At 34.8% G+C, this 24125-nt stretch carries 24 protein-coding genes and 1 pseudogene; 17 read left to right on the top strand and 8 right to left on the bottom strand.

The window, feature by feature from the left end; all coding sequences use genetic code 11:
* Nucleotides 1-4 precede the first annotated feature (4 nt).
* From I130_RS00260 to I130_RS00235, 6 genes are all read right to left on the bottom strand, one after another.
* On the bottom strand, nt 5-388 hold the full coding sequence (locus tag I130_RS00260) for a DoxX family protein (RefSeq protein ID WP_083932834.1): 384 nt from the start codon (nt 386-388) through the stop codon (nt 5-7).
* A gap of 211 nt (nt 389-599) precedes the next feature.
* Nucleotides 600-1334: a flavodoxin family protein gene (locus tag I130_RS00255; protein WP_034917237.1), complete on the bottom strand. Its 735-nt coding sequence runs from the start codon at nt 1332-1334 to the stop codon at nt 600-602.
* Nucleotides 1335-1428: 94 nt separating this feature from the next.
* The gene (locus tag I130_RS00250; protein WP_034917234.1) at nt 1429-1815 is read right to left on the bottom strand and encodes a DoxX family protein; all 387 of its coding nucleotides are present in this window, start codon (nt 1813-1815) and stop codon (nt 1429-1431) included.
* 344 nt (nt 1816-2159) lie between these two features.
* Nucleotides 2160-2876: a cysteine hydrolase gene (locus I130_RS00245; RefSeq protein ID WP_034917231.1), complete on the bottom strand. Its 717-nt coding sequence runs from the start codon at nt 2874-2876 to the stop codon at nt 2160-2162.
* Between the two features lie 271 nt (nt 2877-3147).
* Complete coding sequence (locus I130_RS00240) at nt 3148-3750, bottom strand: YceI family protein (RefSeq protein ID WP_198012018.1); 603 nt, start codon at nt 3748-3750, stop codon at nt 3148-3150.
* A gap of 89 nt (nt 3751-3839) precedes the next feature.
* A complete protein-coding gene (locus I130_RS00235; RefSeq protein ID WP_034917225.1) occupies nt 3840-4382 on the bottom strand; it encodes an RNA polymerase sigma factor in 543 nt (180 codons plus the stop codon).
* 290 nt (nt 4383-4672) lie between these two features.
* On the opposite strand from I130_RS00235, the gene I130_RS00230 reads away from it, so the two are divergent.
* Together I130_RS00230 and I130_RS00225 are read left to right on the top strand one after the other, a co-directional pair.
* Nucleotides 4673-5509, top strand: coding sequence for a hypothetical protein (locus I130_RS00230; RefSeq protein ID WP_232224003.1), 837 nt, complete (start codon nt 4673-4675; stop codon nt 5507-5509).
* Nucleotides 5510-5672: 163 nt separating this feature from the next.
* Nucleotides 5673-5885, top strand: coding sequence for a hypothetical protein (locus I130_RS00225; RefSeq protein WP_034917219.1), 213 nt, complete (start codon nt 5673-5675; stop codon nt 5883-5885).
* A gap of 289 nt (nt 5886-6174) precedes the next feature.
* Here the strand turns inward: I130_RS00225 and I130_RS00220 are convergent, their stop codons facing one another.
* On the bottom strand, nt 6175-7839 hold the full coding sequence (locus tag I130_RS00220; RefSeq protein ID WP_034917215.1) for a sodium:calcium symporter: 1665 nt from the start codon (nt 7837-7839) through the stop codon (nt 6175-6177).
* 358 nt (nt 7840-8197) lie between these two features.
* A complete protein-coding gene (locus I130_RS00215; RefSeq protein ID WP_034917210.1) occupies nt 8198-8383 on the bottom strand; it encodes a hypothetical protein in 186 nt (61 codons plus the stop codon).
* 246 nt (nt 8384-8629) lie between these two features.
* On the opposite strand from I130_RS00215, the gene I130_RS00210 reads away from it, so the two are divergent.
* The 15 genes and pseudogenes from I130_RS00210 to I130_RS16385 form a co-directional block, all read left to right on the top strand.
* Entirely contained in the window at nt 8630-8956 is a 327-nt protein-coding gene (locus tag I130_RS00210) for a hypothetical protein (protein WP_034917207.1), read from the top strand.
* Between the two features lie 103 nt (nt 8957-9059).
* A complete protein-coding gene (locus I130_RS00205; protein WP_034917204.1) occupies nt 9060-9566 on the top strand; it encodes a hypothetical protein in 507 nt (168 codons plus the stop codon).
* A 290-nt stretch (nt 9567-9856) separates the two neighbouring features.
* The gene (locus I130_RS00200; RefSeq protein ID WP_262489263.1) at nt 9857-11146 is read left to right on the top strand and encodes a dicarboxylate/amino acid:cation symporter; all 1290 of its coding nucleotides are present in this window, start codon (nt 9857-9859) and stop codon (nt 11144-11146) included.
* Between the two features lie 77 nt (nt 11147-11223).
* Entirely contained in the window at nt 11224-11913 is a 690-nt protein-coding gene (locus I130_RS00195) for a VTT domain-containing protein (RefSeq protein WP_034917201.1), read from the top strand.
* 127 nt (nt 11914-12040) lie between these two features.
* Nucleotides 12041-12997 carry a TerC family protein gene (locus tag I130_RS00190; RefSeq protein WP_034917196.1) on the top strand — a complete coding sequence of 319 codons (957 nt, stop codon included), beginning with the start codon at nt 12041-12043 and terminating at the stop codon, nt 12995-12997.
* Between the two features lie 410 nt (nt 12998-13407).
* Nucleotides 13408-13645: pseudogene (locus I130_RS16390) on the top strand (tyrosine-type recombinase/integrase); the annotation flags it as partial.
* Nucleotides 13646-13779: 134 nt separating this feature from the next.
* Nucleotides 13780-14166: a hypothetical protein gene (locus tag I130_RS00185; protein WP_232224002.1), complete on the top strand. Its 387-nt coding sequence runs from the start codon at nt 13780-13782 to the stop codon at nt 14164-14166.
* Between the two features lie 206 nt (nt 14167-14372).
* Nucleotides 14373-18773, top strand: coding sequence for a CusA/CzcA family heavy metal efflux RND transporter (locus I130_RS00180; protein ID WP_034917187.1), 4401 nt, complete (start codon nt 14373-14375; stop codon nt 18771-18773).
* Between the two features lie 30 nt (nt 18774-18803).
* Nucleotides 18804-20003 (top strand): efflux RND transporter periplasmic adaptor subunit, encoded by a 1200-nt coding sequence (locus tag I130_RS00175; protein WP_034917183.1) that lies wholly within the window; start codon nt 18804-18806, stop codon nt 20001-20003.
* Nucleotides 20004-20036: 33 nt separating this feature from the next.
* Nucleotides 20037-21308 (top strand): MFS transporter, encoded by a 1272-nt coding sequence (locus tag I130_RS00170; RefSeq protein ID WP_034917178.1) that lies wholly within the window; start codon nt 20037-20039, stop codon nt 21306-21308.
* Nucleotides 21309-21366: 58 nt separating this feature from the next.
* Nucleotides 21367-21624 (top strand): (2Fe-2S) ferredoxin domain-containing protein, encoded by a 258-nt coding sequence (locus I130_RS00165; protein ID WP_034917172.1) that lies wholly within the window; start codon nt 21367-21369, stop codon nt 21622-21624.
* Nucleotides 21625-21695: 71 nt separating this feature from the next.
* Nucleotides 21696-21911, top strand: a complete 216-nt coding sequence (locus tag I130_RS00160; RefSeq protein ID WP_034917168.1) for a hypothetical protein — start codon at nt 21696-21698, stop codon at nt 21909-21911.
* Between the two features lie 53 nt (nt 21912-21964).
* Nucleotides 21965-22654, top strand: a complete 690-nt coding sequence (locus I130_RS00155) for a HupE/UreJ family protein (protein ID WP_034917163.1) — start codon at nt 21965-21967, stop codon at nt 22652-22654.
* Nucleotides 22655-22666: 12 nt separating this feature from the next.
* Nucleotides 22667-23299 carry a hypothetical protein gene (locus I130_RS00150; protein ID WP_034917159.1) on the top strand — a complete coding sequence of 211 codons (633 nt, stop codon included), beginning with the start codon at nt 22667-22669 and terminating at the stop codon, nt 23297-23299.
* Nucleotides 23300-23874: 575 nt separating this feature from the next.
* On the top strand, nt 23875-24125 hold a 251-nt coding region (locus tag I130_RS16385), incomplete at its 3' end, for a transposase (RefSeq protein ID WP_198012017.1).

Genomic DNA, 24125 nt, shown 5'->3' with positions numbered 1-24125 from the left:
TATGTTAAGTTAATATATAGGCGCCACCATTAGTAGCAATAATAACTAAAGCGGCAATAATGAAAATTAGATCGTAATGCCAACCGAAGCCTTTATCAGCATAAAATCCTGTTTTCCAAACAAAAATTTTCTTTTGAATGGCTCCAAGCATCGCAAGCACAATAATCGCAGCTCCAATTTGTGGAAAAATACCCAAGGCAATAGAGAAAGCAGCAATGATTTCGGCAATTCCCAAAAATCGGGTCATTGATGGAGAAAGTCCCATGCTCTCACCTCGTTCCACAGGATTCATAGCGTGACTCTTACCACTTGAAAAGAATACAATAGCTACTATTATTCTAAGGAACAGTAGGGATATGGGAATTAATGAAGATAAATCTAAAATCATAATATGAATTTTATAAGATTACTAGTACCGCATTAAAAATCAATATTTTACTATTTGTATATCCGTTTATTGTCCTAATGGTATCTCGTCACCCTGAATTTATTTCAAAGTCTATGTTTAATATATTCATATACCGTATTATGAGATTCTGAAACAAGCTCAGAATGATATCTTTAGTCAGTTTAGGATACTTTACGGACAAACACTCTTACTATCTATATTCCGGATTTTCAAATTCCCATCGTGAACCATCATCCCAGTCTTTTCTAGAATTTCCATAGCTTGGATAGCCACCTTGCTCTTTAAGTGTAGAGGCCAAATGAAGCAAATTATATGTCATAAAGGTGGTGTTTCGATTCGTGAAATCTGAATCTGTACCTAATGGCGGAGAAAGTTTCTTTCCCTTCCATTCCGTATCACCGTAACTGGCCCCAGGACCAACTTCCCCAATCCAACCTGCATCTGCTTGAGGGGGAATAGAATAACCTATGTGCTGTAAAGCGTATAAAATCCCCATTGCACAATGTTTTATTCCATCTTCGTTACCCGTAATTATGGTACCACCTACTTTTCCGTAGAAAAGGTATTGTCCTTTATCGTTGGTCATTCCGCTCATTGCATACAAGCGTTCAATAAGTTTTGATGCAATAGATGACCGCTCACCCAACCATATAGGGGTGCCTACAATTAAAATATCTGCGGAAAAGATTTTTTCAAAAAGTTCTGGCCATTCATCTTTTTCCCAACCGTGTTCTTTCATATCTGGTTGAACTCCAGTTGCTACTTCATGGTCTACTAAACGAATTTCTTCAACCGTAACATTTTCCTTTTCCATGATAGATTTAGATACCTGAAACAGATTATCTGTATGGCTTTTCTCTGGTGATTTCTTTAAGGTACAGTTTACAAATACTGCTTTGAGATTATTAAAATTTTTGTTTTTCATGTTCCTTTGAGTTTCGTTAATTTTTAAAATGATTTATGTGATGAATTCTTTTAATATGGTTGAATGATTAAAACCTTAATTTTTGGCCCGTAGATTATTCTTTTTGCAATATTTTGAGTTTGTAAAGGGAAAATATAGAGAGAAGAATTGCAATAATTACTAGCATCATCACTGGTTTCGGTCTTGCAAAAAACTCCATTATTAAACCACCAATCATTGTTGCCAATAATAGAAAGTAGGCTAATTTCCCTAAGCTAATTTTGTTTTTAAAGGTGTATACTATGAGAAGTATCACGATTATAAGTTCCACGCTACCCGTAAATACTCTAAAAACATTTGGGTCTAATGGTACTAGAGATTTAAATTGCTCAAAACCCTTTACACTTTTTTCTGCTCCTAAAAGTTTCGGTATTGCGAAGAAGAGCATAAGCCCGGCGGCGACTAAATTTCCTATTGTGTGTAGAGTTTTTGTTTTTATCATAATTCTTTATTTCTCTGTTTGAATTTATTGTACATCGATTTTGATGACTTTCTACAAATGACATTTCCATTATATTCATTCAAATCCAATTCGCCTGGTATTTCTAACCCTCTAAATCTATTAAGCTATGGTTTCTTCATAAAAGAAAATTTAGCGTTTTTCAAATTATAGAACTAAAGATAGAGAAAGGGCAGCATTTTCTTCTAGTGAAATTTCTAAAGCAGCACTAAAGCAGTATATTAAATTTCAAAAATTTAAACCTTTGCGACATTAAATTTTACTAAAATAAAAAGGCCTAATTTATAAGCTAGACCTTTTTTATCATTAGTATTTTAATTTATGAATTATAATTTGGCATCTTTAAGAGCTTCTTTAAATTCTTCAGTAGTGAATATATGGCTAGTAATCATTCGTAAGTTCATCAACGCAGCTTTAAAAGTATCTAAACCTGGCAATTTAGCACTTCCGCTGGCATCGGCTATTACCGCAATTTCAAAACCTTCTTCTAATAATTGACGGGTGTGAGATTCCAAGCACAGGTTTGTAGACATTCCAGCCATCAGCACTTTGTCGATTTTATATTTTCTTAATTGTAGACTTAGGTCATTATTCTGTGGACCGTATAATTTATGAGGATTACATAAAATAATATTATCCTTTTCTAAGTATTGTTTGAATTCATCTAAAAAATCTGCACCAGAATTTTCAAAACCTTCCATATCCAACATGCCTTTTCGCTTATACATTTCTTTAGAATGCATGAATTTTTCTAGAGCTCCTCCAAATTTCCATCCCTTATCTGTTGGGAAGAAATAATGCGGGGAAATAAAGACTTTAATACCATTTTCTTGGGCAAGTTTAAAAACCAGGCTCATATTTTCTATGGTATTGTTTTCCTTTACGCTCTCTTTTACAATTGGCCATGCCACTCCATCAGATCTCAGAAAATCATTCTGAGGATCTGTGATTACAATCGCTGTATTTTTATCAATTTCAAACCCAGGATCTGGAATTCCTGCTTCTTTCGCGGCTTTTATAACATCCCATTCACTACTCTTCATAATACTTCAAATTTAATTATTACTTCATCCAAATTCCAGATGCTTCCAATAAAATTACATACTAATTGTTCTGACAGTAAGTTTTTTAACTAACTTTAAGCGATTAAAACCAAAGTTTTTATATGTTCTTTAACTAAAATAGATGTGTTGTAACATAATACTCACAATAATTTATTAATCATCTTATTTATGTTTTGTCCATCTCAGACTTGATTTTTCTGTGTATTTTACTTTAATCTATTTTGACTATAATTTGATTTGCTTCAAATACTCATTTCATCCTATTTAACTCCATATTTATGTTAACATCTACTTCATCACCTACAACCATAGTAGCAGCCCAGTCTCCTGTTCCAACTCCATAATCATTTCTATTGATTTTTAGATTAGATGCTAGTCCTAAAATAATAGTTCCTTTCATCATTGGGTGTTCCATTTCTCCTGTAACTTTTAGGGGTAAAACAATGTCTTTGGTTTTGTCTTTAATGGTTAATTTACCATAAACCAAAAATTCATTATCCGATTTCTTCTCCAACTTAGTTGATTTGAAAGTCATATCGGGAAAGGCTTTTTCATTGAAGAAGTCTGGAGACTGCAAATGATTGTCTCGTTTATTGTCAACTGTATTTATGCTTTTTACAGCAACAGTAAAATCTACTTTACTTCCTTGTAGGTTGGCTGGATCAAAATTTATGTTGCCATCAAAACTTGTAAATTTACCTGTAACAACAGAAAAGAAATGATTGACTGAAAAGTTGACAGAAGTGTGCGCTTTGTCAATCTTCCACATTGTTGCGTCTTGTGCATGAATAGAAACCACACTAAACACAGTTAAAAAAACTGCGAATCCTAAATTTTTGATTTTTGAAACCATTGTTATTAAATTATAAAAGTTATCGTAGTCAATATGAACTACTATACCTTTATACCAATGTTCTCAAAAAATCACCCAACTAAACTATTTTATTTTAAATTATCTTCTTGCTCTTTCACTTTTCGAATTTGTTGCACACATTTATGTTTTTGATTTTGAGCATTATGTTTTGTAGAATACCCATATTCTTGTTGGATCTGTTCTATTGCCTGTTCCCTAAAAAACATGTCCTTAATAAGTCTGTTACAATGTGCCGTAATCTTTAAAAGGTATCCCTCGAGTTTTTCCAAGTAGGATTTTTCATTTTCTATAGAATCAGCCATTGAGTTTTGAAAGTCTATCTTTTGAATTTCTTCTATTGAAAATTGAAAATTTCTGTCTCGAAGTTTTTTGAACCACAAATTTTTACAAATGGCATAAACATAAGTATCAATTGATGCAGTGAGCTTAAAATGGTCTTGCCGAAGTTTCTCCACTAAAACTATCATAGCATCCTGAAACAAATCTTCTGCTTCAGCTTTATTACCGCTATTGTTATATACGAATTTGGAAATTTTTTGAAAATTATTTTCGTACAGCTTTCCAAAAGCAAAGTTATTTTCAGTCTTTAAGTCTATCAATACATCCTTCATTTTCTATTTGTCGGGAATTTCTCAAATTGACTACAACAGATTATCATTTTAATATGATCAGGTTTAATTTTCGAGTTTAAGTCTTAATTAATCACCACGATTATAACCTAAAATGAAATATGATATGGATACCCCAAACATATTTTAAAATTTAATTCTTTGATTATTACTTCTTATAACTTTAAACAACTTTCATTCTTACATTGATGCAGTTTTCAAAAGTAACTTCTATTTACAATGGTTTGTAAGTAACTGTACTTAATAAGACTTAAGCTTCAACCAATCTTAATATGAAGTTTTCCATCGTTGTTTTATTTCTCTTTGCCTTTAGTACTATGGGCTATTCTCAAAATAGACTCAATCCAAAAAATCATAAAGGTGATTTCTATTTTTATTGGGGTTGGAATGAAGCCAGGTACAGCAAATCTGATATCAATTTTAAAGGAAAAGATTATGACTTTGAATTAAGAGATGTTAAGGCAAAAGATCGTCAATCAGATTTTAAGATTAATAAATATCTCAACCCAACGAATATGACCATCCCTCAATTTAATTTCAGAATTGGTTATTTTCTAAAGGAAAATTATACTATCTCTGTGGGATTGGATCATATGAAATATATAGTAGTTCCAAATCAAGTGGCCACAATTTCAGGAAGTATAGAGGAAACGGGGAATGTTTACAATGGATATTATGACAATGACGAAATAGAAATTGCAGGTGATTTTCTACAATTTGAGCATACAGATGGTCTTAATTATATTAATGCTGATTTTAGAAGAGTGGACGAAATTTATGCGCTATCTAAAGATATAAGAATAAATACATCTGAAGGATTGGGTGCTGGAATTATAATTCCAAAAACCAATTCAACCTTATTAAACAAAGATCGTTACGATGAGTTTCATCTATCTGGTTATGGCGTTAATGCTTTAGTGGCATTAAACATCACCTTTTTCGATGTATTCTTTGTTCAGTCTGAACTAAAAGGCGGTTATATAAATATGCCCGACATAAGAACCACTCAATTTACTGAAGATAAAGCTAGCCAAAGTTTCTTCTTTTCGCAGCTCAATTTGAGCTTTGGAGTGTTATTGGATTTTAATAATAAGAAGAAAACACCTTAACCAATTTTCATGTTTCGAAAAGATATAAAAGTATTTTAACTAAGTTCCTGATTAAACTTAAGTCTAGTTTTATTTTAGCAGTCTCACTTAACTATCAGGCAAACTTTATACACAAAGATGCTGATGATGCATTAGATAGTGTAGTGGATTTTTAAAACCCTCAATGAAAATAACAATTGCTTCATTAGGGATTATTTTCCAGAAGAAACTAAATTTAATGAAATACCAAAAAAAGAGAATTAAAGAAGTCCAAGACCAACTTGACGAGAGACCTAGAAAAGTAATTGATTATAGTATTCCTAAAGATAACCGACTTGTGAGTGCTTCCCTTCTCACTATCAAATTCATCTGTAATTTTTTCTACAACACCTTCTAATGTAACCATTCCAGCAGAATCTCCCTTTCATTTTTTACAACTGCTAAATGATATTTTTTTACATTTAAATCCTTAAGTACTTGAACATTAACCTGTTGCTATATTTCGGAACAAGACAAGGCATAAATATTTAAAGAAGAAAAACCCGGTTGTGAACATCGGTTTACAACAACTATTCCTGAGAATTAGTTTCTTTATTACTTTTTTCGTAAAACTTTCCAAAAGCAGTAAATCATGAAGATGGTTACCGATAGTTGAACGGTCAACATTATATAAAGTGGTTCAGGATTCATATTGAGGTAATTTTTTTTCTTTTTTTATGAGCCAGGAAAACAAGTATACTGATAAACAAAAACAAACTTAACAACACTAATCTTGACATATTTGAATAATAGATCTGCTTTCGGAGGAAATCCATTTGTGCAGAATCCGTAACAGATAATAATTCTTCTCTTAGCTGTGTGTTAGTGATTTGGTGAATTAATGAGCTGTTATCCAAAGCCCAACCTTGACCCTCTATAAACCCAGATATAGCCCCAACCCAATTATTCCCTTCAGGAGTAACTAATGCTCCCAAAAATACAGCTAGTAGTAAGGCCGGAGTTACAAATTTTATAACCCACTTAAAAAAGAGAGGTATTTTAATGTCTGCCCCAAGGTTTATCTCTTTCCAGCCATTATCAATTCCGAAGACCCATGCAAATAATATTGTTTCAGCTAAAGCGAAAATAACTAGAGATACGGTTCCTGCCCAATAATCATACTGATCAAAAAACCCGTATTGATAAAATAGGATACAAGGCAGTCCAAGACAGAAGGTTAAAAAACCAAAGGAATATGCACCTTTAGATATGTTCCATCCAAATTCATCTCGCATAAAACCTATCCATGGAGTACCCATTGCAAGGGAAGAAGTAATTCCTGCAAAAAAAAGTAGGCCAAACCAAAACACACCTGCTATGGACGAGAAGAATGCCCCCCATTGATTAAATAAGAAAGGCATGGTTTGAAAGGCTGTTCCAAAACTCATATTTTCTTTGATCCAATCAAGGCCAAAATATCCTGCAGCAATTGGAATTACTATTAGGCTACCTAAAACTATTTCTACAAATTCATTTGTAAAACCGGCCGAGGTTGCATTAAGAGCAACATCATCTTTGCTATCAATATATGCTGCGTAACAATGTATAGTCCCCATTCCTACAGATAGAGTAAAAAATATTTGTCCGGCGGCTGCAAGCCACACTTTTGGTTTGTACAAAGAAGTATAATCCGGGGTCCATAAAAAATTTAAGCCATCCCAAGCATTTGCTAGAGGAAACTCTTCAGATGCAGCACTTGTGCCCAAAGTAAGTCCTTTTAAGGCTAAAAAAATACCGAACAATATAAGCAGTGGCATTCCTATTTTAGCTACTCGCTCAATTCCCGAAAGCCCTTTGCTCAAGATATAAGTATTTATGAATATACAGATAATAAAAAACAAGATTGCTTCATTAGGGATACCCAAAAACGAAGTTTCCATGCCCACATAGCTATCGAAATAATTCGCGATTTTGGTTTGGGAGAGACCCTGAAAGGTTCCTTTTATACTATGAAAAGCATAAGAAAGAGTCCAAGATTCTATATAACAATAATAAGCAGCAACCGCAAGATTAGTGAAAATACCAAATACCCCAAAATACCTCCAAAGAGATTTCTTACCCATTGAATCTAAAATGAAAGGAGTGGAATGATGCCCCAGGCGACCACCGAATCGGCCCATTGACCATTCTATCCATAATAATGGAAGTCCCATTAAAAGAAAACAGATGAGATACGGAATTATAAAAGTTCCTCCACCATTTTGTACAGCCTGAACAGGGAATCTAAGAAAATTACCTAAACCTACTGAATTTCCGGCCATTGCCAGAATGAGACCTAATCGGCTGCCCCATTGTTCCTTTTTCACATTCATTACTGAATAATTATTCTTGAAATATCTATAGAAGCCAGAAGGTTAAATTTCAACAGAGATACCTATTCCTACTATTGATTACTCTTTGAGAATTCTAGTAAAGCATACTTGTAATTAGCAAATTTTCCTACTTTGAGTTTATAAGCGTGGAAATAAATTTCTTAATTAGTAGCTATATTGGATTGAAAAGATTGAGTTAAGAACACCAATCTTTAGGTAAGCGAAAATATATGATTCTAAATTTCCCAAATTCTCTATCCCACCACTATCTAATCAGATAAACCTAAAATGTATTTTTTAAAAAGATAAAACCGTTGTTTTAAAACGGTTTTATCTGATTTAAATCCAAAAATTTACATTATTGAATTGAAGTAGAATCTTCTTCAATAATATCCACCTCTTCTACAGCAGGCGTCTCATTTACCTCAGCCGGAGTTTCAAAAGTTTCATCCGCCTCAAGAGTTGTTTCATTAGTATTTTCTTTACATGAAACCATGCTTAGCACAACTGCAAGCACGTAAAAAGGAAGCAATATTTTTTTCATTTTGTGTTTAAGGTTTTTTGTTAATTATGAAGTAAATGTATATTATTTATTGATTCGTGAATTTTACTTTAACACATATAACCTCTCTAGAAGTATTATTTCCAGACAATTAAACCTATGAGAAATTAAAATTATGAGCAAGAATGCGTCATTTAATCTCTGAGGTTGAAATAAAATATTGCGGAAAAGTTTTTAAATTTTAACATATTTAATATCTACATTTGAAATACAATTCACTCAAATAAAATGCACGACTTTAGATTGCTAGCGGTATTATTAATATTGGTTTTCACCAATGCCGCACAAGCTTTTTCTATAAATGAAGTTTCCCAAGGCCTTGGGGTTGAAGTCTCCATTTCGTTGTCTGAAGATCATATAGATTTATCTACTCCCTTTCCTACAACTGCTTGCAATAATTTTTATAATCACATATCTTTTCCTTCTGGATATATACCCACAGAATCAGATTTAAGAATTCTTACAAAGTCTGAAAAATATTATATTAATAGTCGTTTTATAAAACCTGGTTTAAGTATTCCAGATATCATCTTTCCCTTCCATACTTTTCTGTAAATCCTTATACAGGTACTAATAACCTGTAAATTTTCCGCAAGTTTAATATTCTAAGAATTATTGAACTGTTACTTAAAGGATTAATTATTTAAAATTCAGAAAAATGAAATTAGATTTTATCATCGTTTCGGGTATTTTGGTGATCATTTGTTTTTTGCCATTTATCCTTTGTCGTTTATTTGTTAATACAAAGAAAAAAAACCTTAAAATAAAATTTAAAGAAGAAGCATTAAAATTAAGCTATAATATAACTTTTAAGCTCCTCTGGAATACCAATATTGCAGGAATAGATATTTTAAAAAGGCAATTTTTATTCGTCCAGGAATTGGAAAATGAGTTCATAATTAATCATATCGATCTAAATAAAATAGGTCAGATTAGATTACTACCCCATTATGCCAAATATAGTTTACATAACAAACTGGTCTCAACCCTTTCCAGATTGGATCTGGAATTCTACGAGAACAATACTTCAGGGCTACTAACGGTTAATTTATATAACTACGATCTCAACTATACCGAAGATTTTGAACTCAAAAACGCAGAAAACCTAGTTTTGGAATTACAAAAGTATTTAAATGCGATGCCAATTCTAAAACATACTGCTTAATGTTTTTCAATATTAATAGGGAGCAGTTGGACTGCTCCTATTGATATAAGGAGCATCTTTTATCACGAAAAATAGGTGACAGGACATGTCATTGGACGAACAGTTGTGGGCTTGAAAACTTCAGCTCATAATTGGATTGGTGATTAAACGGCATCTAAAGAGAACCATAGGATATCGTATATGGAAGCACAATTGGTAGTGATAATTTCAATTTGTATTTCATTTTTAGGCTTACATACCGTTGGAATGAGTTAGTTCAAATAATCAGATTGATTAAAAAACTTAAGAGATTGAAACATAAAAAACTTGCACTGCATTGGCAAATACTTTTAGGGATGGCCGCGGGGGTATTTATTGCCCTTTTACTTTCTCAATTTTCATGGGGTTACGTTTTAATTATAGATTGGGTTAAACCATTAGGGACCATCTTTATTAATTCTCTAAAACTCATAGCGGTTCCTCTCATTTTAGCCTCATTAATAAAAGGAGTTTCAGACCTTGGAGATATCTCAAAGTTATCACAAATGGGAACCCGTACTGTAATTACATTTATTCTCACCACCTTCATGGCAGTATCTATTGGGTTGGTACTTGTAAATTTTATTAAACCGGGTGATGCCATTTCTCAGAATACCCGTACTAATTTGTTGAGCAGCTATGCAAGTGAGGTTCAGGGCCGAATTGAAACTGCTCAAGATCAAAAAGAAACTGGACCACTTCAGGCGCTAGAGGATATTGTTCCTTCCAATATATTTTTTGCAGCCAGTGACAACACCAAAATGCTCCAGGTTATATTCTTTGCGGTTTTCTTCGGAATAGGGCTAATATTGATCCCTTCAACGGCGGCTAAACCAGTTAAGGATTTTGTTAATGGATTTAATGATGTGATCCTGAAAATGATTGATTTAATTATGCTGGCAGCACCTTATGGCGTTTTTGCATTACTGGCTTCGTTGGTGGTTGAATCTCCTAGTGCCGATCTATTTTCTGCCCTAGCACTGTATGCCATAACTGTTGTTACGGGGTTAATTATAATGCTAGCATTGTATGCCTTACTGGTCTGGATATTTACTGGTAAATCAATCAGGTTCTTTTATAATGCCATCGCCCCTGCACAATTGCTTGCTTTTTCAACTAGCTCGAGTGCGGCAACACTTCCGGTTACTATGGAGTGTGTAGAAAACAAATTAAAAGTGCCCAAAGAAGTTGCTAGTTTTGTTCTGCCCATAGGTGCAACCATTAACATGGATGGCACCAGTCTTTATCAGGCGGTGGCAGCAGTTTTTATTGCACAAGCTTTTGGAATAGATCTTAGTCTTGAAGCACAATTAATGATAATTCTTACGGCCACCCTTGCCTCCATAGGATCTGCAGCAGTTCCCGGAGCTGGTATGGTAATGTTGGTGATCGTTCTAGCCCAGGCTGGAATTCCCGAGGCCGGTTTGGCTTTGATATTTGCAGTTGACCGTCCTCTTGATATGTGTAGAACTGTAATAAATGTTTCTGGAGATGCTGCAGTTTCATTAATAATCGCTAAATCTATAAGCAGGAAAGAAAATTTAAACTTCAGTGCGCCTTAAAAGTTTTTATTATAAAATTCATTTTTGGTGACCAAAAAATATATACCTATTTCAGAAAAATTAAAATATAACACACCTTGGAAATCATTAACTATATCTTAGATTTTATACTAAATCTGGACCAACATCTTTTTAAATTGGTGTTGGATTATGGCGTTTGGATCTATACCATTCTATTTTTGATAGTATTTATGGAAACCGGACTTGTGGTAATGGCCTTTTTACCGGGAGATATTCTATTATTCACTGCAGGTACTTTTTGTGCGGGTGTTCAAAATGATGTTGGACAAACAGCTGAATTAAATCTCCTAATTACACTTTCAGTATTACTTATAGCCGCAATTCTCGGAGATGGAGTGAATTATTACCTTGGTAAGAATCTCGGTCTTAAATTACTCAACTGGAAAATAAATGATAAGCCAATTGTAAATCCAAAATATATCATGAAGACAAATGAATTCTATAAACTTCATGGACCAAAAACTATTATTACAGCTCGGTTCTTACCTATTATTAGAACATTTGCGCCTTTTGTAGCAGGAATAGGAGAAATGCCCTATGCAACATTTATTCGCTATAATGTAGTTGGAGCATTTATATGGGTATTTAGTTTAGTTTTTCTGGGATACTATTTAGGAAGTTTTGCCTTTGTGAAGAATAATTTTGAAATTATAATATTAGGAATTATTGCGGCATCCCTTTTCCCTATAATAATGGAACTTTTTATGAATAAAAAAAACCTTAAGAACAAGGCATATAAATTATAGTTTATAATACGGCCATAGAACTGGAATTTTAAAGAACGAGGTTTTTTTAAACATATCAAAGTACCGAAGATTAAATTTTCTCTATTTGTTAAGCATATATTTACTAACATTTTTAATTAACTCAACTATGATTGTCTGGGTAATATTTATCTCATGTATTTTACTTTTTCTTGCTCTCGATCTTGGAGTATTCAATAAAAAGGCTCACGTAATAAAAGCTAAAGAAGCGGCCATATGGACCAGTATTTGGATTTCAGTTGCTCTTGGTTTCTCCGGGGTAATTTGGTGGTTGTTTTCCCAAGGATTAGTGGCCAATCCCACAAGAATAACTCCAGATGATGCCGTTCTTAAATACGTTACAGGTTATTTAATTGAGTTATCACTAAGTATCGACAATGTTTTTGTGATTGCGATTATTTTCAAAGCTTTTAAAGTACCTGATCTATTTCAACACAGGGTACTTTTTTGGGGAATCTTAGGAGCTATTGTTTTCCGAGCCCTTATGATTGTTTTTGGAGTAGCATTAATTAACCAGTTTGACTGGATTGTTTATGTTTTTGGTGCTTTCCTTATTTATACGGCTTATAAAATGTGGAAATCTGATGGAACAGAATTTAATCCGAAGAAATCCTTCATTTTCAGAAAAATGAGAAAGGTTCTTCCGTACACTCCTTTTATGGATGGGGATAAATTTTTTATCAGGAGAATGGGAATTCGTGTTGCTACACCCCTTTTCATGGCCCTTATCATCATAGAACTTACAGATATTCTTTTTGCCCTTGATAGTATTCCTGCTATCCTAGCCATTACTGCAGATCCTTTTATAGTTTTCAGTTCTAATATTCTTGCTATCCTTGGATTAAGGTCTATGTATTTCCTTATTTCGCGTATGCTGAATAAATTTCGTTATATTAATTACAGTTTAGTATTGATACTTGCCTATGTGGGATTAAAGCTGATCTTTTCACACCATATAGAAATTCCAGAATGGCTTTCCTTGGCAGTAATAGGTCTTTCATTAGTCGGAGGAATATTGGCATCTGTTGTGATTCCCAATAAAGAACATGATTCTTTGGAAGATTAAAAAACTTTAAAATAATTAAGAAGTTTAAAATAAGGAGGGTCTTCAGAAAATAGCAGGTATTCCAGTGAAAAGCGATAGTCTAACACTAATTAGCAAAACAATTAGGCTAAAAACCCCATAGATAAGGATGCGTCCTATTCCCACCATTAGCATAAATCAAGACTGTTATGCGTGATTGATATTAGTTTACATAAATTATATACTTTAAGTAGATATGGGTTATGTATTGCTTGATTTTCAACCGATAATTGATCGACTAAATAAGGAAGCATTTTTCAAAAAAGATTGAAGTATGGACGAAGCACCTGCCATTTTGGATTGATGCAGCCAATGGAAATACTGTTGGGTCATATATTGAGTTAATTAAAAATATAGTGCTTATATCTTATAACCCTCACCTAAGAAAATGAGTTACCAGAAATCTCAACCGTGCATTAAAAAGGACTGCAATACTATTAGGGATTAAAAAAAAACATAAGCATGAACATTGATAGACACAGTTTTGGAAACCTTTCTGGTGATAAAATTCCGATCCAAATGTTGCAAAAACTATATAGACATTCATCGGTTACTACTACTATTCGCTATCAAGCCAATTTTATTCATCAGGATACGGATGATGCTTTAGATAGTGTAATAAATTTCTAAAAGGCTTTAAATTGAAGAAAAGTCAAATTTTAAAACTATAAAGCTGAACCATTTAGTTAAATAGAAAATTGATTTTAATTTTCCATCTAAAATTAAATAACTATTTTCGCATCTAATTATAGAATCAATTTTCTTTGAAGCTATTTAGAAATATACTTTTTTTTGCAGCAGCCTTCATTATGATAGGTCACGACATCGTACCTCATATTGATGCTGAGCACGTTTCTAATGCTTCTGAAAAGGGTCCACAACAAATTGCTCAAGAACATCTAGAGCTTGGCCATATTTTTGAGCACTTTCAGCATTCCTTGAATGAAAGAAGTTTAAAGTATGTAACGGGCACCGTTAAAAATCTAGATGTAAAAATTAAAATTTTTCAAAACTCGCCTTTAAATGTTCACATTGACAATCAAGAAATTTGGTTCGCGAATTTTGAAAAGCAACGTTTTCGGGATTATCCTATAATTCCATATTTTACAGCATTACCTTCCCATACCCTTCGGGGACCTCCGTCTTGTTAATTTCTTAAGGTGATATAAACTATTCAAGCTTCAACTGAACTTGATGATATTTATATCCCTATTTAGTTATGTCATAATCCTTTGTTATAACTATTTCCCTAATTCATCTTTAGCATTAAAACTATATGCCTTTTTTTCAAGGTCCTATAAGGTCAGCTCTTGATGTTTTCCATTTTCGTTTTCCATCTTAAAATTCTTCTACTATAATGTTAGATAAAATCATTCAGTTTTCGATCAACAATAAACTTGTTGTCGGAATATTAACCTTGTTCTTAATTGGCTGGGGAACCTATTCCTTAACACAATTACCCATAGATGCCGTACCGGATATTACAGATAATCAGGTAATGGTTATAACTGTTTCCCCTACCCTTGCTGCACAAGAGGTGGAACAGCTTGTTACATTTCCAGTTGAGCAAACAATGGTAAGTATACCAGAAATAAAGGAAATGCGATCTTTTTCTCGTTTTGGTCTTTCCATTGTAACCATAGTTTTTGAGGAAGACACAGATCTCTATTGGGCAAGACAACAAATACAAGAACGGCTTTCTTCGGCAGCAAGTAACATACCCGAAGGTGTGGGAAAACCTGAAATGGCACCGGTAACCACTGGCTTGGGAGAAATATATCAGTACGTAATCCATCCTGAGGAGGGTTATGAAGATCAATACGATGCTACAGAGTTACGTACTATTCAAGACTGGATTATTAAAAGACAGCTGTTGGGAACTCCTGGCGTCGCAGAAGTTAGTGGCTTTGGCGGCTTCGTAAAGCAGTATGAAATTGCTTTAGACCCCAATAAACTTCAAAGTATGAATGTTACTATTGAAGAAATTTTTACAGCGCTAGAAAAAAACAATCAAAATACAGGTGGAGCTTATATTGATAAGGGTCCAAATGCATATTTTATTCGTAGTGAAGGCTTAGTGAATAATTTGCAAGAATTGGAGAAGATAGTTGTGAAAGTAAGTAATGGCACACCAGTACTTGTTAGGGATGTTGCCAAGGTACAGTTTGGTCACAGTGTTCGATATGGAGCAGCTACTCGAAATGGTGAGGGCGAGGTAGTTACGGGAATTGTAATGATGTTGAAAGGAGCAAATTCTTCTGAAGTTATAAATGATGTAAAGGATAAAATTGAACAGATTAAGGAAACCTTACCCGAGGGAGTAACTATAGAGCCTTATCTGGATAGAAAAAAGCTGGTGGATCGCGCCATTGGAACGGTAACCACCAATCTAGCAGAAGGGGCATTAATAGTGATTTTTGTATTAATCCTCTTTCTCGGAAATTTAAGAGGTGGGTTGATAGTGGCTTCGGTCATACCTCTTTCAATGCTTTTTGCAATCGCATTGATGAACCTCTTTGGGGTCTCGGGGAACCTTATGAGTTTGGGCGCCATAGATTTTGGCCTTATTGTAGATGGGGCGGTGATCATTGTTGAATCTATAATGTTCGGGATCCATAACAGTAAAAAGAAATATGCCGGGGTTGAAAAGCTATCTTCAACACAAATGGATACCGAAGTGAAATTATCTGCTGGGAAAATGATGAATTCTGCAGCCTTCGGACAAATAATTATACTTATTGTCTACCTCCCAATTATGGCATTAAGCGGGGTAGCAGGAAAAATGTTCCACCCGATGGCTCAAACGGTCTCTTTCGCTATTTTAGGTGCATTGATTTTATCTCTTACTTATGTACCGATGATGTCTGCCCTTGCACTAGGTCGTAAAACAGAGCATAAAAGGAATATTTCCGATAAAATGATGGATTTCTTTCAGCGCATTTATCAACCTATTATAGAAGCCGCCCTTCGCGCAAAGCTTGTGGTACTTGGATTGGCAATAGGATTATTTGCTATTACACTAGTAGTATTTGCCAATATGGGGGGCGAGTTTATTCCCCAATTGGACGAAGGGGATTTTGCAGTAGAGACACGAGTTCCTGTTGGAAGTTCTATCGACCAGATGATTGATGTTTCTCAAAAAGCACAGACCATATTATTAAATGAATATCCAGATGAAGTATTGCAAGTTGTGAACAAAATCGGTTCAGGAGAAATACCAACGGATCCTATGCCTATTGAAGCAGGAGATATGATGGTTATTTTGAGTCCAAAATCTGAATGGACTAAAGCTGGCGGAAGAGAAGAACTGGCAGCAGAGATGAAAGAATCCCTGTCAATAATCCCTAATGCTACTTTTAGCTTTCAACAGCCCATACAAATGCGTTTCAATGAACTTTTGACTGGTGCAAAACAGGATGTAGTAATTAAAATTTATGGCGAAGACCTTGATATTCTTTCTGATCTGGCTAGTAATGTTGGAAGCAAAATAAAATCTGTAGAAGGAATTGCAGATTTATATGTTGAGGAAGTGACTGGATTACCACAGATCAATATTAAAATGAACCGCGATAAAATTGCACAATATGGTATGAACGTAGAAGATATCAATAACGCTATAGAAACGGCATTTGCAGGGAGATCTGCCGGATTGGTTTATGAAGATGAGCGTCGTTTTGATCTTGTTGTGCGAATGGACAAGGATTACCGAACCGATATTACCGATGTGCAGAATTTATATGTGAGCACCCCAGAGGGCAGGCAAATCCCACTTAGTGAGGTAGCCAGCGTTTCATTTGAACCCGGACCTGTACAAATTCAGCGAGATAATGCAAAACGTCGAATTATGGTTGGTTTCAATGTACGTGACAGAGATGTTCAAAGTATCATCGAGGATATCAAGCAAATTATGGCTTCGAATGTTGATATGCCTGCAGGTTATTATATAACCTATGGCGGTCAATTTCAAAACCTGCAAGAGGCGAATCAAAGATTAATGATCGCTTTGCCAGTAGCCTTGTTGCTGATTTTAATTTTGCTTTATTTTGCTTTTGGTTCAATAAAACAAAGCTTGCTCATTTTTACGGCAATCCCTTTATCTGCGATTGGAGGTGTTTTTGCACTAATCATAAGAGACTTACCATTCAGTATTTCGGCTGGAATCGGATTTATTGCCTTATTTGGTGTGGCCGTTTTAAATGGAATCGTATTGGTTGCAGAATTCAATAGACTGGAAAAAGAAGGCGTAAAAGATATTTATGATCGTGTTCTCCAAGGAACGCGCTTGAGACTAAGACCGGTATTGATGACTGCTACCGTAGCTGCATTAGGATTTTTGCCTATGGCGATATCAAGTTCCTCAGGAGCAGAAGTACAACGACCATTGGCTACCGTAGTTATAGGTGGTTTAATTACGGCTACTGCATTAACTCTGATTGTACTACCAGTCCTATATATCTATTTTACTGAAGGCAAAGTCAAATTCAATTTTAGAAGAAAGAAAATAGCTACCACTTTAATCGTGATTGGTGGTTTATTCTTTCCGGCGATGCAACTTCAGGCACAAGAAACAAGTCAGCTGCAAGAGCGTGAACTTACATTACCTGAGGCTATTGAAATTGCACTTAAGAACAATAACCGAATTAAGATTGCACAATATGAAATAGATGTTGAAGAAACAGGAAAGTATGGAGCGATAAGTATTCCTAAAACAGAATTTTCCTACTCAGGCGGCGAATTTAATACGCCTGCGGTAAAAGATAATCTTTATGGAGTTACGCAACGAATCAATTTTCCTACAGTTTACACCAGTCAGTTCAAGCTGGCAAAAGCCAAGGTCAATAGTAGTGAACAACTTAAAGTTATACAAGAAAATGAACTGATTGCTGATGTAAAAGCTGCCTATTTGAGGTCTTTGTTCTTAATGGAGAATAAACACTTGTTGCAGCGTCAAGATAGCCTGTACGATAATCTTGATAGATCAAGCTTGATGCGTTATAAAACTGGAGAATCCACAAGACTGGAAAGTGTAACCTCAGCAGCTCAATCGATGCAAATAAAAAATAAGCTTCAACAGAACGAAGCCGATTTGAGAATCGCACAAAACCGACTACAAGTAGTCTTGAACACTAAGGAGAATATTAGTGTTAAATCCATTGAATTAATCCCTCGTGAGATAAATTTCGATATTGAAAGTCAATCTGTAGAACAAAGCCCGTTGTTCGCCTATTTAAAGCAACAGTTGGAGGTAAGAAAACGGGAGACCAATGTGGAAAGGAACAAAGTTTTACCAGATATTATGTTCGGTTATAATAATCAAACCTTTAATGGTGCTCAAAGTAGCGGGTTAGCAAACCAAAATTTTAATGATGATGAATTGTTTTCATCCTTTCAGGTAGGGATTGCAATTCCCATTTTTCCTGGGGGGCATCGTTCCAAGATCAAGGCAGCAAAAATTGAAGAGGATATCGCCCAATCTCGAATTGAGTTGAACCAAACCCAGTTACAAGGGGAACTACAAAATTTGCTACAAGAATATTACAAACTTCAGGGAACTTTGAGCTACTATCAAAATGAAGCGCTGCCACAGGCGGAACTTATTATTAACAATTCAGAAAAGAGCTTTAAAAGTGGAGATGCTTCTTACACGCAATACCTGCAAAACCTCACTTTGGCGAATAGTATTCAAACAGATTATTTAAACACACTTTATCAATATAACCAGTCTATCATAGTAATCGAAGCCTTATTGGGCTTGTAAAAAAGTGATTTCACATTAAAATATATAAAAATGAAAATTCAATTTAGAACAAAAATATCGCTGCTCATTTTATCTACCCTATTCATAGTGGCTTGTGGCAACAAGGATTCCGAAAAAATGGAATCTTCCGAAGAAACTTCGATAAAAAAAGAACAACCAGTTGCAAACGGATCCAAACAGATCACTTTTACCAAAGACCAATACAATCTGGCCGGAATTGAAACCGGGGAGATTGAAATGAGAAATCTTAGTAATATTATTAAACTGAATGGAGTCATTGATGTAGAGCCTGAAAGTATGGCTTCTGTATCTGCACCCTTAGGAGGTTATTTAAAAACTGCCGGGAAACTACCTGGTGAAGAGATCAAAAAAGGGCAAGTCTTGGCCACGATTGAAAATCCTGAATTTATCCAAATCCAACAGGATTATTTAGAAAGTTTAAGCAAACTCCAATTTCTTGAAGAAGAATACAAACGCCAGAAACAATTGAGGGAAGAAGACATAAATTCAGCAAAAACGTTTCAACAGGTTTCTTCAGATTATAGAATAACACAAGGGCGGGTTAAGGCATATGAACAACAACTTGCGCTTGCGGGTATCAGTAAGAATTCTGTACAAAACGGCAATATATCGCGAACTGCAAACCTTTATGCCCCAATTACAGGTTTTGTGAAGGCAAGCAATGTAAATATTGGGGATTATGTATCGCCACAGGATGTTCTATTTGAACTAGTTAATTTAAACGATGTTCATTTGGCATTGAATGCTTTTGAAAAGGATTTAGGGAATATAGAAGTGGGCCAAACCGTTAAATTTTCCCTTTCCAATGACAATACGTTTAATCGTACTGCTGAAGTTTTCTTAATAGGAAAAGCGACTGGGAAAGATCGTATGACGCCGGTTCATTGCCACATAAATGAAGGGGACGAGAAAGGCCTTTTGCCTGGTATGTATGTAAAGGCTTGGTTAGAAAGCGGTACAAATAAGCAAAATGCAATTGCCTCTGAAGCTATCGTCCAATACGAAGGAAAAGATTTTGTAATCCTTCAGACCGAAGAAACTGAAGGTGGTTATAAATTTATATTGGAACAGGTTAAAAAAGGAATTGAACAGGAAGGCTATACAGCTATAACTTTTGCAGAAAGTTTTGATATTAACAATTTTAAGCCGGTGGTAAAAAACGCTTATTCCATCTTGTCTGCTTTGCGAAATTCTGAAGAAGAGGAATAGTTTTAATTTAAAAAATAATTTTGTAATACCAAGATGAAAATTGACAAGGTAATATCCAGATTAACAGAACCCTTTCAGGCTCTGCAAAATAAGTTGTTTGCGAAAGTGTATCTCGCACAGACCATTAGCCTGTTGGGTGATGCCTTTACTTGGGTTGGATTGGCATTATTAGCCTATCAATTTGGGGAAGGAAGGGCAGCTTTAATTTTGGCTACGGCACTCACATTGCGGGTAACAGCCTTTATCATCTTTTCACCTTTTGCAGGTGTACTAGCAGACCGGATAGACCGAAAAAAAATATTGTACACGACTCATTTTATTAGGATGGGTCTTGTTGCAATGTTACCATTCATTACCGCCGAATGGCAAATTTATGTTTTGGTATTTCTTATGAATGTTTTCAATGCTTTTTTTAGCCCAACTTACAGGTCTATTATTCCACAGATAGTTGACAAGAAATTATATCGGCAAGCTATTGGTCTATCGGCTGCCACTTATCAATTATTAGGGGTTTTAGGACCAGGATTAGCGGGTATACTTGCAGTCTGGTTGGGTGCGAGAGAAATTTTTCTGATTGATGCGGCAACATTTATTGTCGCGGGTATATTGCTATTAACCCTTCCAAAAGATTTCTTGAATGCTCCGAAGGAAGAGCTTTCAAAAGAAAAGCCTACAACTTGGCAAGATGTAACCAAGGGCATCAGACTTTTGTTTCAAAACAAATACATACGTTTTGCGCTTTTCATAGAACTGGTAACAGCGATGGCCGGAGCTTTTATATTGGTGAATACCATTATACTTGTAAAAAGTGGATTAGATCTTACCGATAAAGATTATGGCTTAATTATGGCTGCCTTCGGTATTGGTGCAACAGTCGCTGCTTTCATTTCTGGTGCTATAGATAAATCTAAATCGAGGCAGGTTTCCTTAGTATTGGGAGCATTAGTATTGGGTCTAGCAATTAGTGCCGCAAATTACCTGAATTTTTCCCTGCTCTTTGTCTTTTGGATCTTTGCTGGTTTGGGACAAAGTCTTGCAGAAATACCTTCAGAAACACTTATTGGAGAAAATATTCCAGATAGTGAACAGGGGAAAGTATATGGCTCCCATTTTGCCTTTTCACATCTATGGTGGGCATTCGCATATCCCATAGCCGGATTTTTGGGAACTTACTTCCCTGAAAAAGAATTTCTATATGGTGGAATTATTACGCTGTCCTTACTTATAATTGTTTTTCTGTTTCTTAGACCAAAAGAAAATGTTAGAAATTCAGATCAAATAAAATCAAAGGCAATTATACATTAATATTCCTATAAAAAATGTAGCAACAAAAAAATGAGTATTCACGATAAACAATAGCATTATGGAAGATTCTAACAATAATAAACCCGTCATTTATCAGTGTAACGGTGCAAACTGCCGAAAGAAAAAAGGAAAGCGTTTAGAATACTATATAAAGAAATATAACTTGAAAGATAAAATTGAAGTTGATAAAATGGATTGCAACGATAGATGCCAACAGGCTCCTGTACTTCATCTTCATCCAAGCGATATATGGTTTTCGGAAAAAGATTTAGGAACAATCTTTAAGAGGTATATTCTAAATAAAAAATCCAATTAGATTTTTATGTAATCAAATTAAGGAACATAGATTAACAAATTTTAAACACTAATATCAAAAATCAATAAATTATGAAAAGAGTATTTTTTATTACAGCAGTTGCATTGACAACCCTATTCGCATCTTGCAAGGAAACAAAAAAGGAGGAAGCTACTCCAAATGTCCAAGAAAATGTTAATAGAGACAACAATGTGGAAATGATGAGTACGCAGGATAGCATCCAAATGGCCCGCAAAATGAAAATGGATAGTTTAGAGCAGGTTAAATCCCACGGGCACGCACATTAATAATTAAAATCCCATTGTGCATCAAGTTGCAATGGGATTAAATCTAATTTATTATGAAAATAAAAAAGATAATATCCTTTCTGGTATTAACTGTCGTTTGCGCACTTTGCACTACCGCATTTGCGCACGGTGTCGATGAAAACACACAAACCTTTTTGCTAGGAAACAATGGTGTTGCCTTCGGACCCTTTTTGTATATAGGAGCAAAACATATGATTACAGGTTATGATCATTTACTATTCTTAGTTGGTGTTATATTCTTTCTATATAAACCAAAAGAAGTGCTATTATATGTTAGTTTTTTTACAATTGGTCACAGTACCACTTTACTTTTAGGTGTTTTAGCCGATATCAACATTAATGCATACTTAATCGATGCAATTATAGCGCTATCTATCGTATACAAAGGATTCGATAATTTAGGCGGATTTAAGCAATTCTTTGGTAAGCAACCCAATACAAAGGCAGCGGTTTTAATCTTCGGATTATTTCACGGTTTTGGCCTTGCAAGTAAATTGCAAGAATTCAAATTCGACCGCGAAGGCTTATTTACAAACTTAATTGGTTTCAATATAGGTGTAGAAATAGGACAATTTATTGCTTTAGCGGTAGTATTGCTACTTATCACGGTATGGAGAAGACAACCTAGTTTTATGAAATTTTCAACAATAACAAATACAGCCCTGATGGCCGCTGGGTTTTTACTGCTCGGTTTCCAGTTAACAGGCTACTTTACATCTTAAAAAAATACAATTATGTCAGAAATGAAGCATCCAGTATTGGAAAAAAGCAAAATCATTAAAGCGACCATCATCTCACTTCTTGTCGGTGCGCTATTATTGGTTATAGCGGTTTTACCAGCAGAATTTGGAATGGATCCTACAGGGGCTGGAGAACTGTTGGGATTTAGCAAGCTTTACGTTCCCGAAGAAGCCGAAACAAATAGTTTAGGAGTTATTGCCGCAAATACTTCTACTCCAATAATCAAACTCGAAAAAGCAGGTTCAGGGCCTACTGTGGAAAGACCTAAAGAGGCCGATAATCCTCCTCCAACTACTCAATTAAGTTTGCAGGAAGATGAAACCAAAGTCATTGTACCAGCAGGAAAAGGAATTGAATTTAAAATAAATATGCTTAAGCATGGGAAAATGAAATACGAATGGACTACCAAGAATGGGGAGATACTCTATTTCGATTTTCACGGGGAAGTAAAGCAAGAAAAAGAGGTAAAGGAAGTTTACTTTGAAAGTTACACCATTGCCAACTCCAACAATATGGTGGGTACTTTTTTTGCTCCTTATGAAGGAAAACATGGATGGTTTTTTAGAAATACCAGTGATGAGGATGTTGAAGTAAATTTAAGACTGAAAGGTCAGTATGCATTATAATTTTAAGTCCTGTAATGGAAGGTCAATTTCTGACCCCACTTGAAATAGCCTTCCATTTAGTAGGCACAAATTATATATGTAAAAAATAATTCACAAGCGTGATCTTGATTATTTATGTAAAAGTCCCCATATCTACCATAACTAACTTGCGCGTGGATCCTGTGCTGTTTTTATAGCGTACGGGAAGTTAAGCGTTAAATAAAAACAGCATAGGGCGCAAACTACTTTTGACGCATCTGGTACAGTAAAAATCTCATCAACTCCTCGGATTCTAACATTGCTATAATTGCTATGCCTTAGGTTAATCACTACCTAAGTTTTTTAGATATCGCACTGATAATTTAATTCACAGGAAAAATCATAATATCAAAAGACCGCTCCGGAAATACCCAATAAACAGCAATATTTACTGGTGTTCTTATGATAGGTCCAAGTTTCAGAAAAGATAAAATCAGTGAGAGCTATGGGTCTTTTATACTATGAAGTTTCCTCGATATATTGAAATAGACTAATTGTAGGGAAATCAAAATATTGTTGGAAATAGACATAGTTCTGCCACCCCAACTAAAAAAGCCTTGATCCCCCTAAAACAATTACTGGCCAGAAGCAGATACCTACTCTATAAATCAAGCAACAAATGGACCCAGAACCAATCGATAAGAGCGGAGATCCTTTTTCAACTTTATCCTGACCTGGAAAAAGCTTACAAATTGTGCCAAAACCTATCTTGGATATTCAACAAAACAAGGGATAAAACCACGGCACTTATAAGATTAGCAAAGTGGGACGAAAAGGTAAGGCAGGCAGCATTTAATAGCTTCAATAC

Origin of the sequence: Gillisia sp. CAL575, from assembly GCF_000403785.1 — a bacterium.
Classification (GTDB): Bacteria; Bacteroidota; Bacteroidia; order Flavobacteriales; family Flavobacteriaceae; genus Gillisia.
The sequence above is the reverse complement of the archived record's forward strand: the minus strand, read 5'-3'. Positions and strand labels throughout refer to the sequence as shown.

What these genes read in the sequence shown, in the direction of transcription:
- I130_RS00155 (WP_034917163.1), top strand. Translation starts at nt 21,965, where the DNA reads ATGAAAATAAAAAAGATAATATCCTTTCTGGTATTAACTGTCGTTTGC.
- I130_RS00170 (WP_034917178.1), top strand. Translation starts at nt 20,037, where the DNA reads ATGAAAATTGACAAGGTAATATCCAGATTAACAGAACCCTTTCAGGCT.
- I130_RS00220 (WP_034917215.1), bottom strand. Translation starts at nt 7,839, where the DNA reads ATGAATGTGAAAAAGGAACAATGGGGCAGCCGATTAGGTCTCATTCTG.
- I130_RS00165 (WP_034917172.1), top strand. Translation starts at nt 21,367, where the DNA reads ATGGAAGATTCTAACAATAATAAACCCGTCATTTATCAGTGTAACGGT.
- I130_RS00225 (WP_034917219.1), top strand. Translation starts at nt 5,673, where the DNA reads ATGAAAATAACAATTGCTTCATTAGGGATTATTTTCCAGAAGAAACTA.
- I130_RS00250 (WP_034917234.1), bottom strand. Translation starts at nt 1,815, where the DNA reads ATGATAAAAACAAAAACTCTACACACAATAGGAAATTTAGTCGCCGCC.
- I130_RS00255 (WP_034917237.1), bottom strand. Translation starts at nt 1,334, where the DNA reads ATGAAAAACAAAAATTTTAATAATCTCAAAGCAGTATTTGTAAACTGT.
- I130_RS00175 (WP_034917183.1), top strand. Translation starts at nt 18,804, where the DNA reads ATGAAAATTCAATTTAGAACAAAAATATCGCTGCTCATTTTATCTACC.
- I130_RS00235 (WP_034917225.1), bottom strand. Translation starts at nt 4,382, where the DNA reads ATGAAGGATGTATTGATAGACTTAAAGACTGAAAATAACTTTGCTTTT.
- I130_RS00210 (WP_034917207.1), top strand. Translation starts at nt 8,630, where the DNA reads ATGCACGACTTTAGATTGCTAGCGGTATTATTAATATTGGTTTTCACC.
- I130_RS00180 (WP_034917187.1), top strand. Translation starts at nt 14,373, where the DNA reads ATGTTAGATAAAATCATTCAGTTTTCGATCAACAATAAACTTGTTGTC.
- I130_RS00205 (WP_034917204.1), top strand. Translation starts at nt 9,060, where the DNA reads ATGAAATTAGATTTTATCATCGTTTCGGGTATTTTGGTGATCATTTGT.
- I130_RS00240 (WP_198012018.1), bottom strand. Translation starts at nt 3,750, where the DNA reads ATGGTTTCAAAAATCAAAAATTTAGGATTCGCAGTTTTTTTAACTGTG.
- I130_RS00260 (WP_083932834.1), bottom strand. Translation starts at nt 388, where the DNA reads ATGATTTTAGATTTATCTTCATTAATTCCCATATCCCTACTGTTCCTT.
- I130_RS00215 (WP_034917210.1), bottom strand. Translation starts at nt 8,383, where the DNA reads ATGAAAAAAATATTGCTTCCTTTTTACGTGCTTGCAGTTGTGCTAAGC.
- I130_RS00230 (WP_232224003.1), top strand. Translation starts at nt 4,673, where the DNA reads ATGAAGTTTTCCATCGTTGTTTTATTTCTCTTTGCCTTTAGTACTATG.
- I130_RS00150 (WP_034917159.1), top strand. Translation starts at nt 22,667, where the DNA reads ATGTCAGAAATGAAGCATCCAGTATTGGAAAAAAGCAAAATCATTAAA.
- I130_RS00245 (WP_034917231.1), bottom strand. Translation starts at nt 2,876, where the DNA reads ATGAAGAGTAGTGAATGGGATGTTATAAAAGCCGCGAAAGAAGCAGGA.
- I130_RS00160 (WP_034917168.1), top strand. Translation starts at nt 21,696, where the DNA reads ATGAAAAGAGTATTTTTTATTACAGCAGTTGCATTGACAACCCTATTC.
- I130_RS00190 (WP_034917196.1), top strand. Translation starts at nt 12,041, where the DNA reads ATGATTGTCTGGGTAATATTTATCTCATGTATTTTACTTTTTCTTGCT.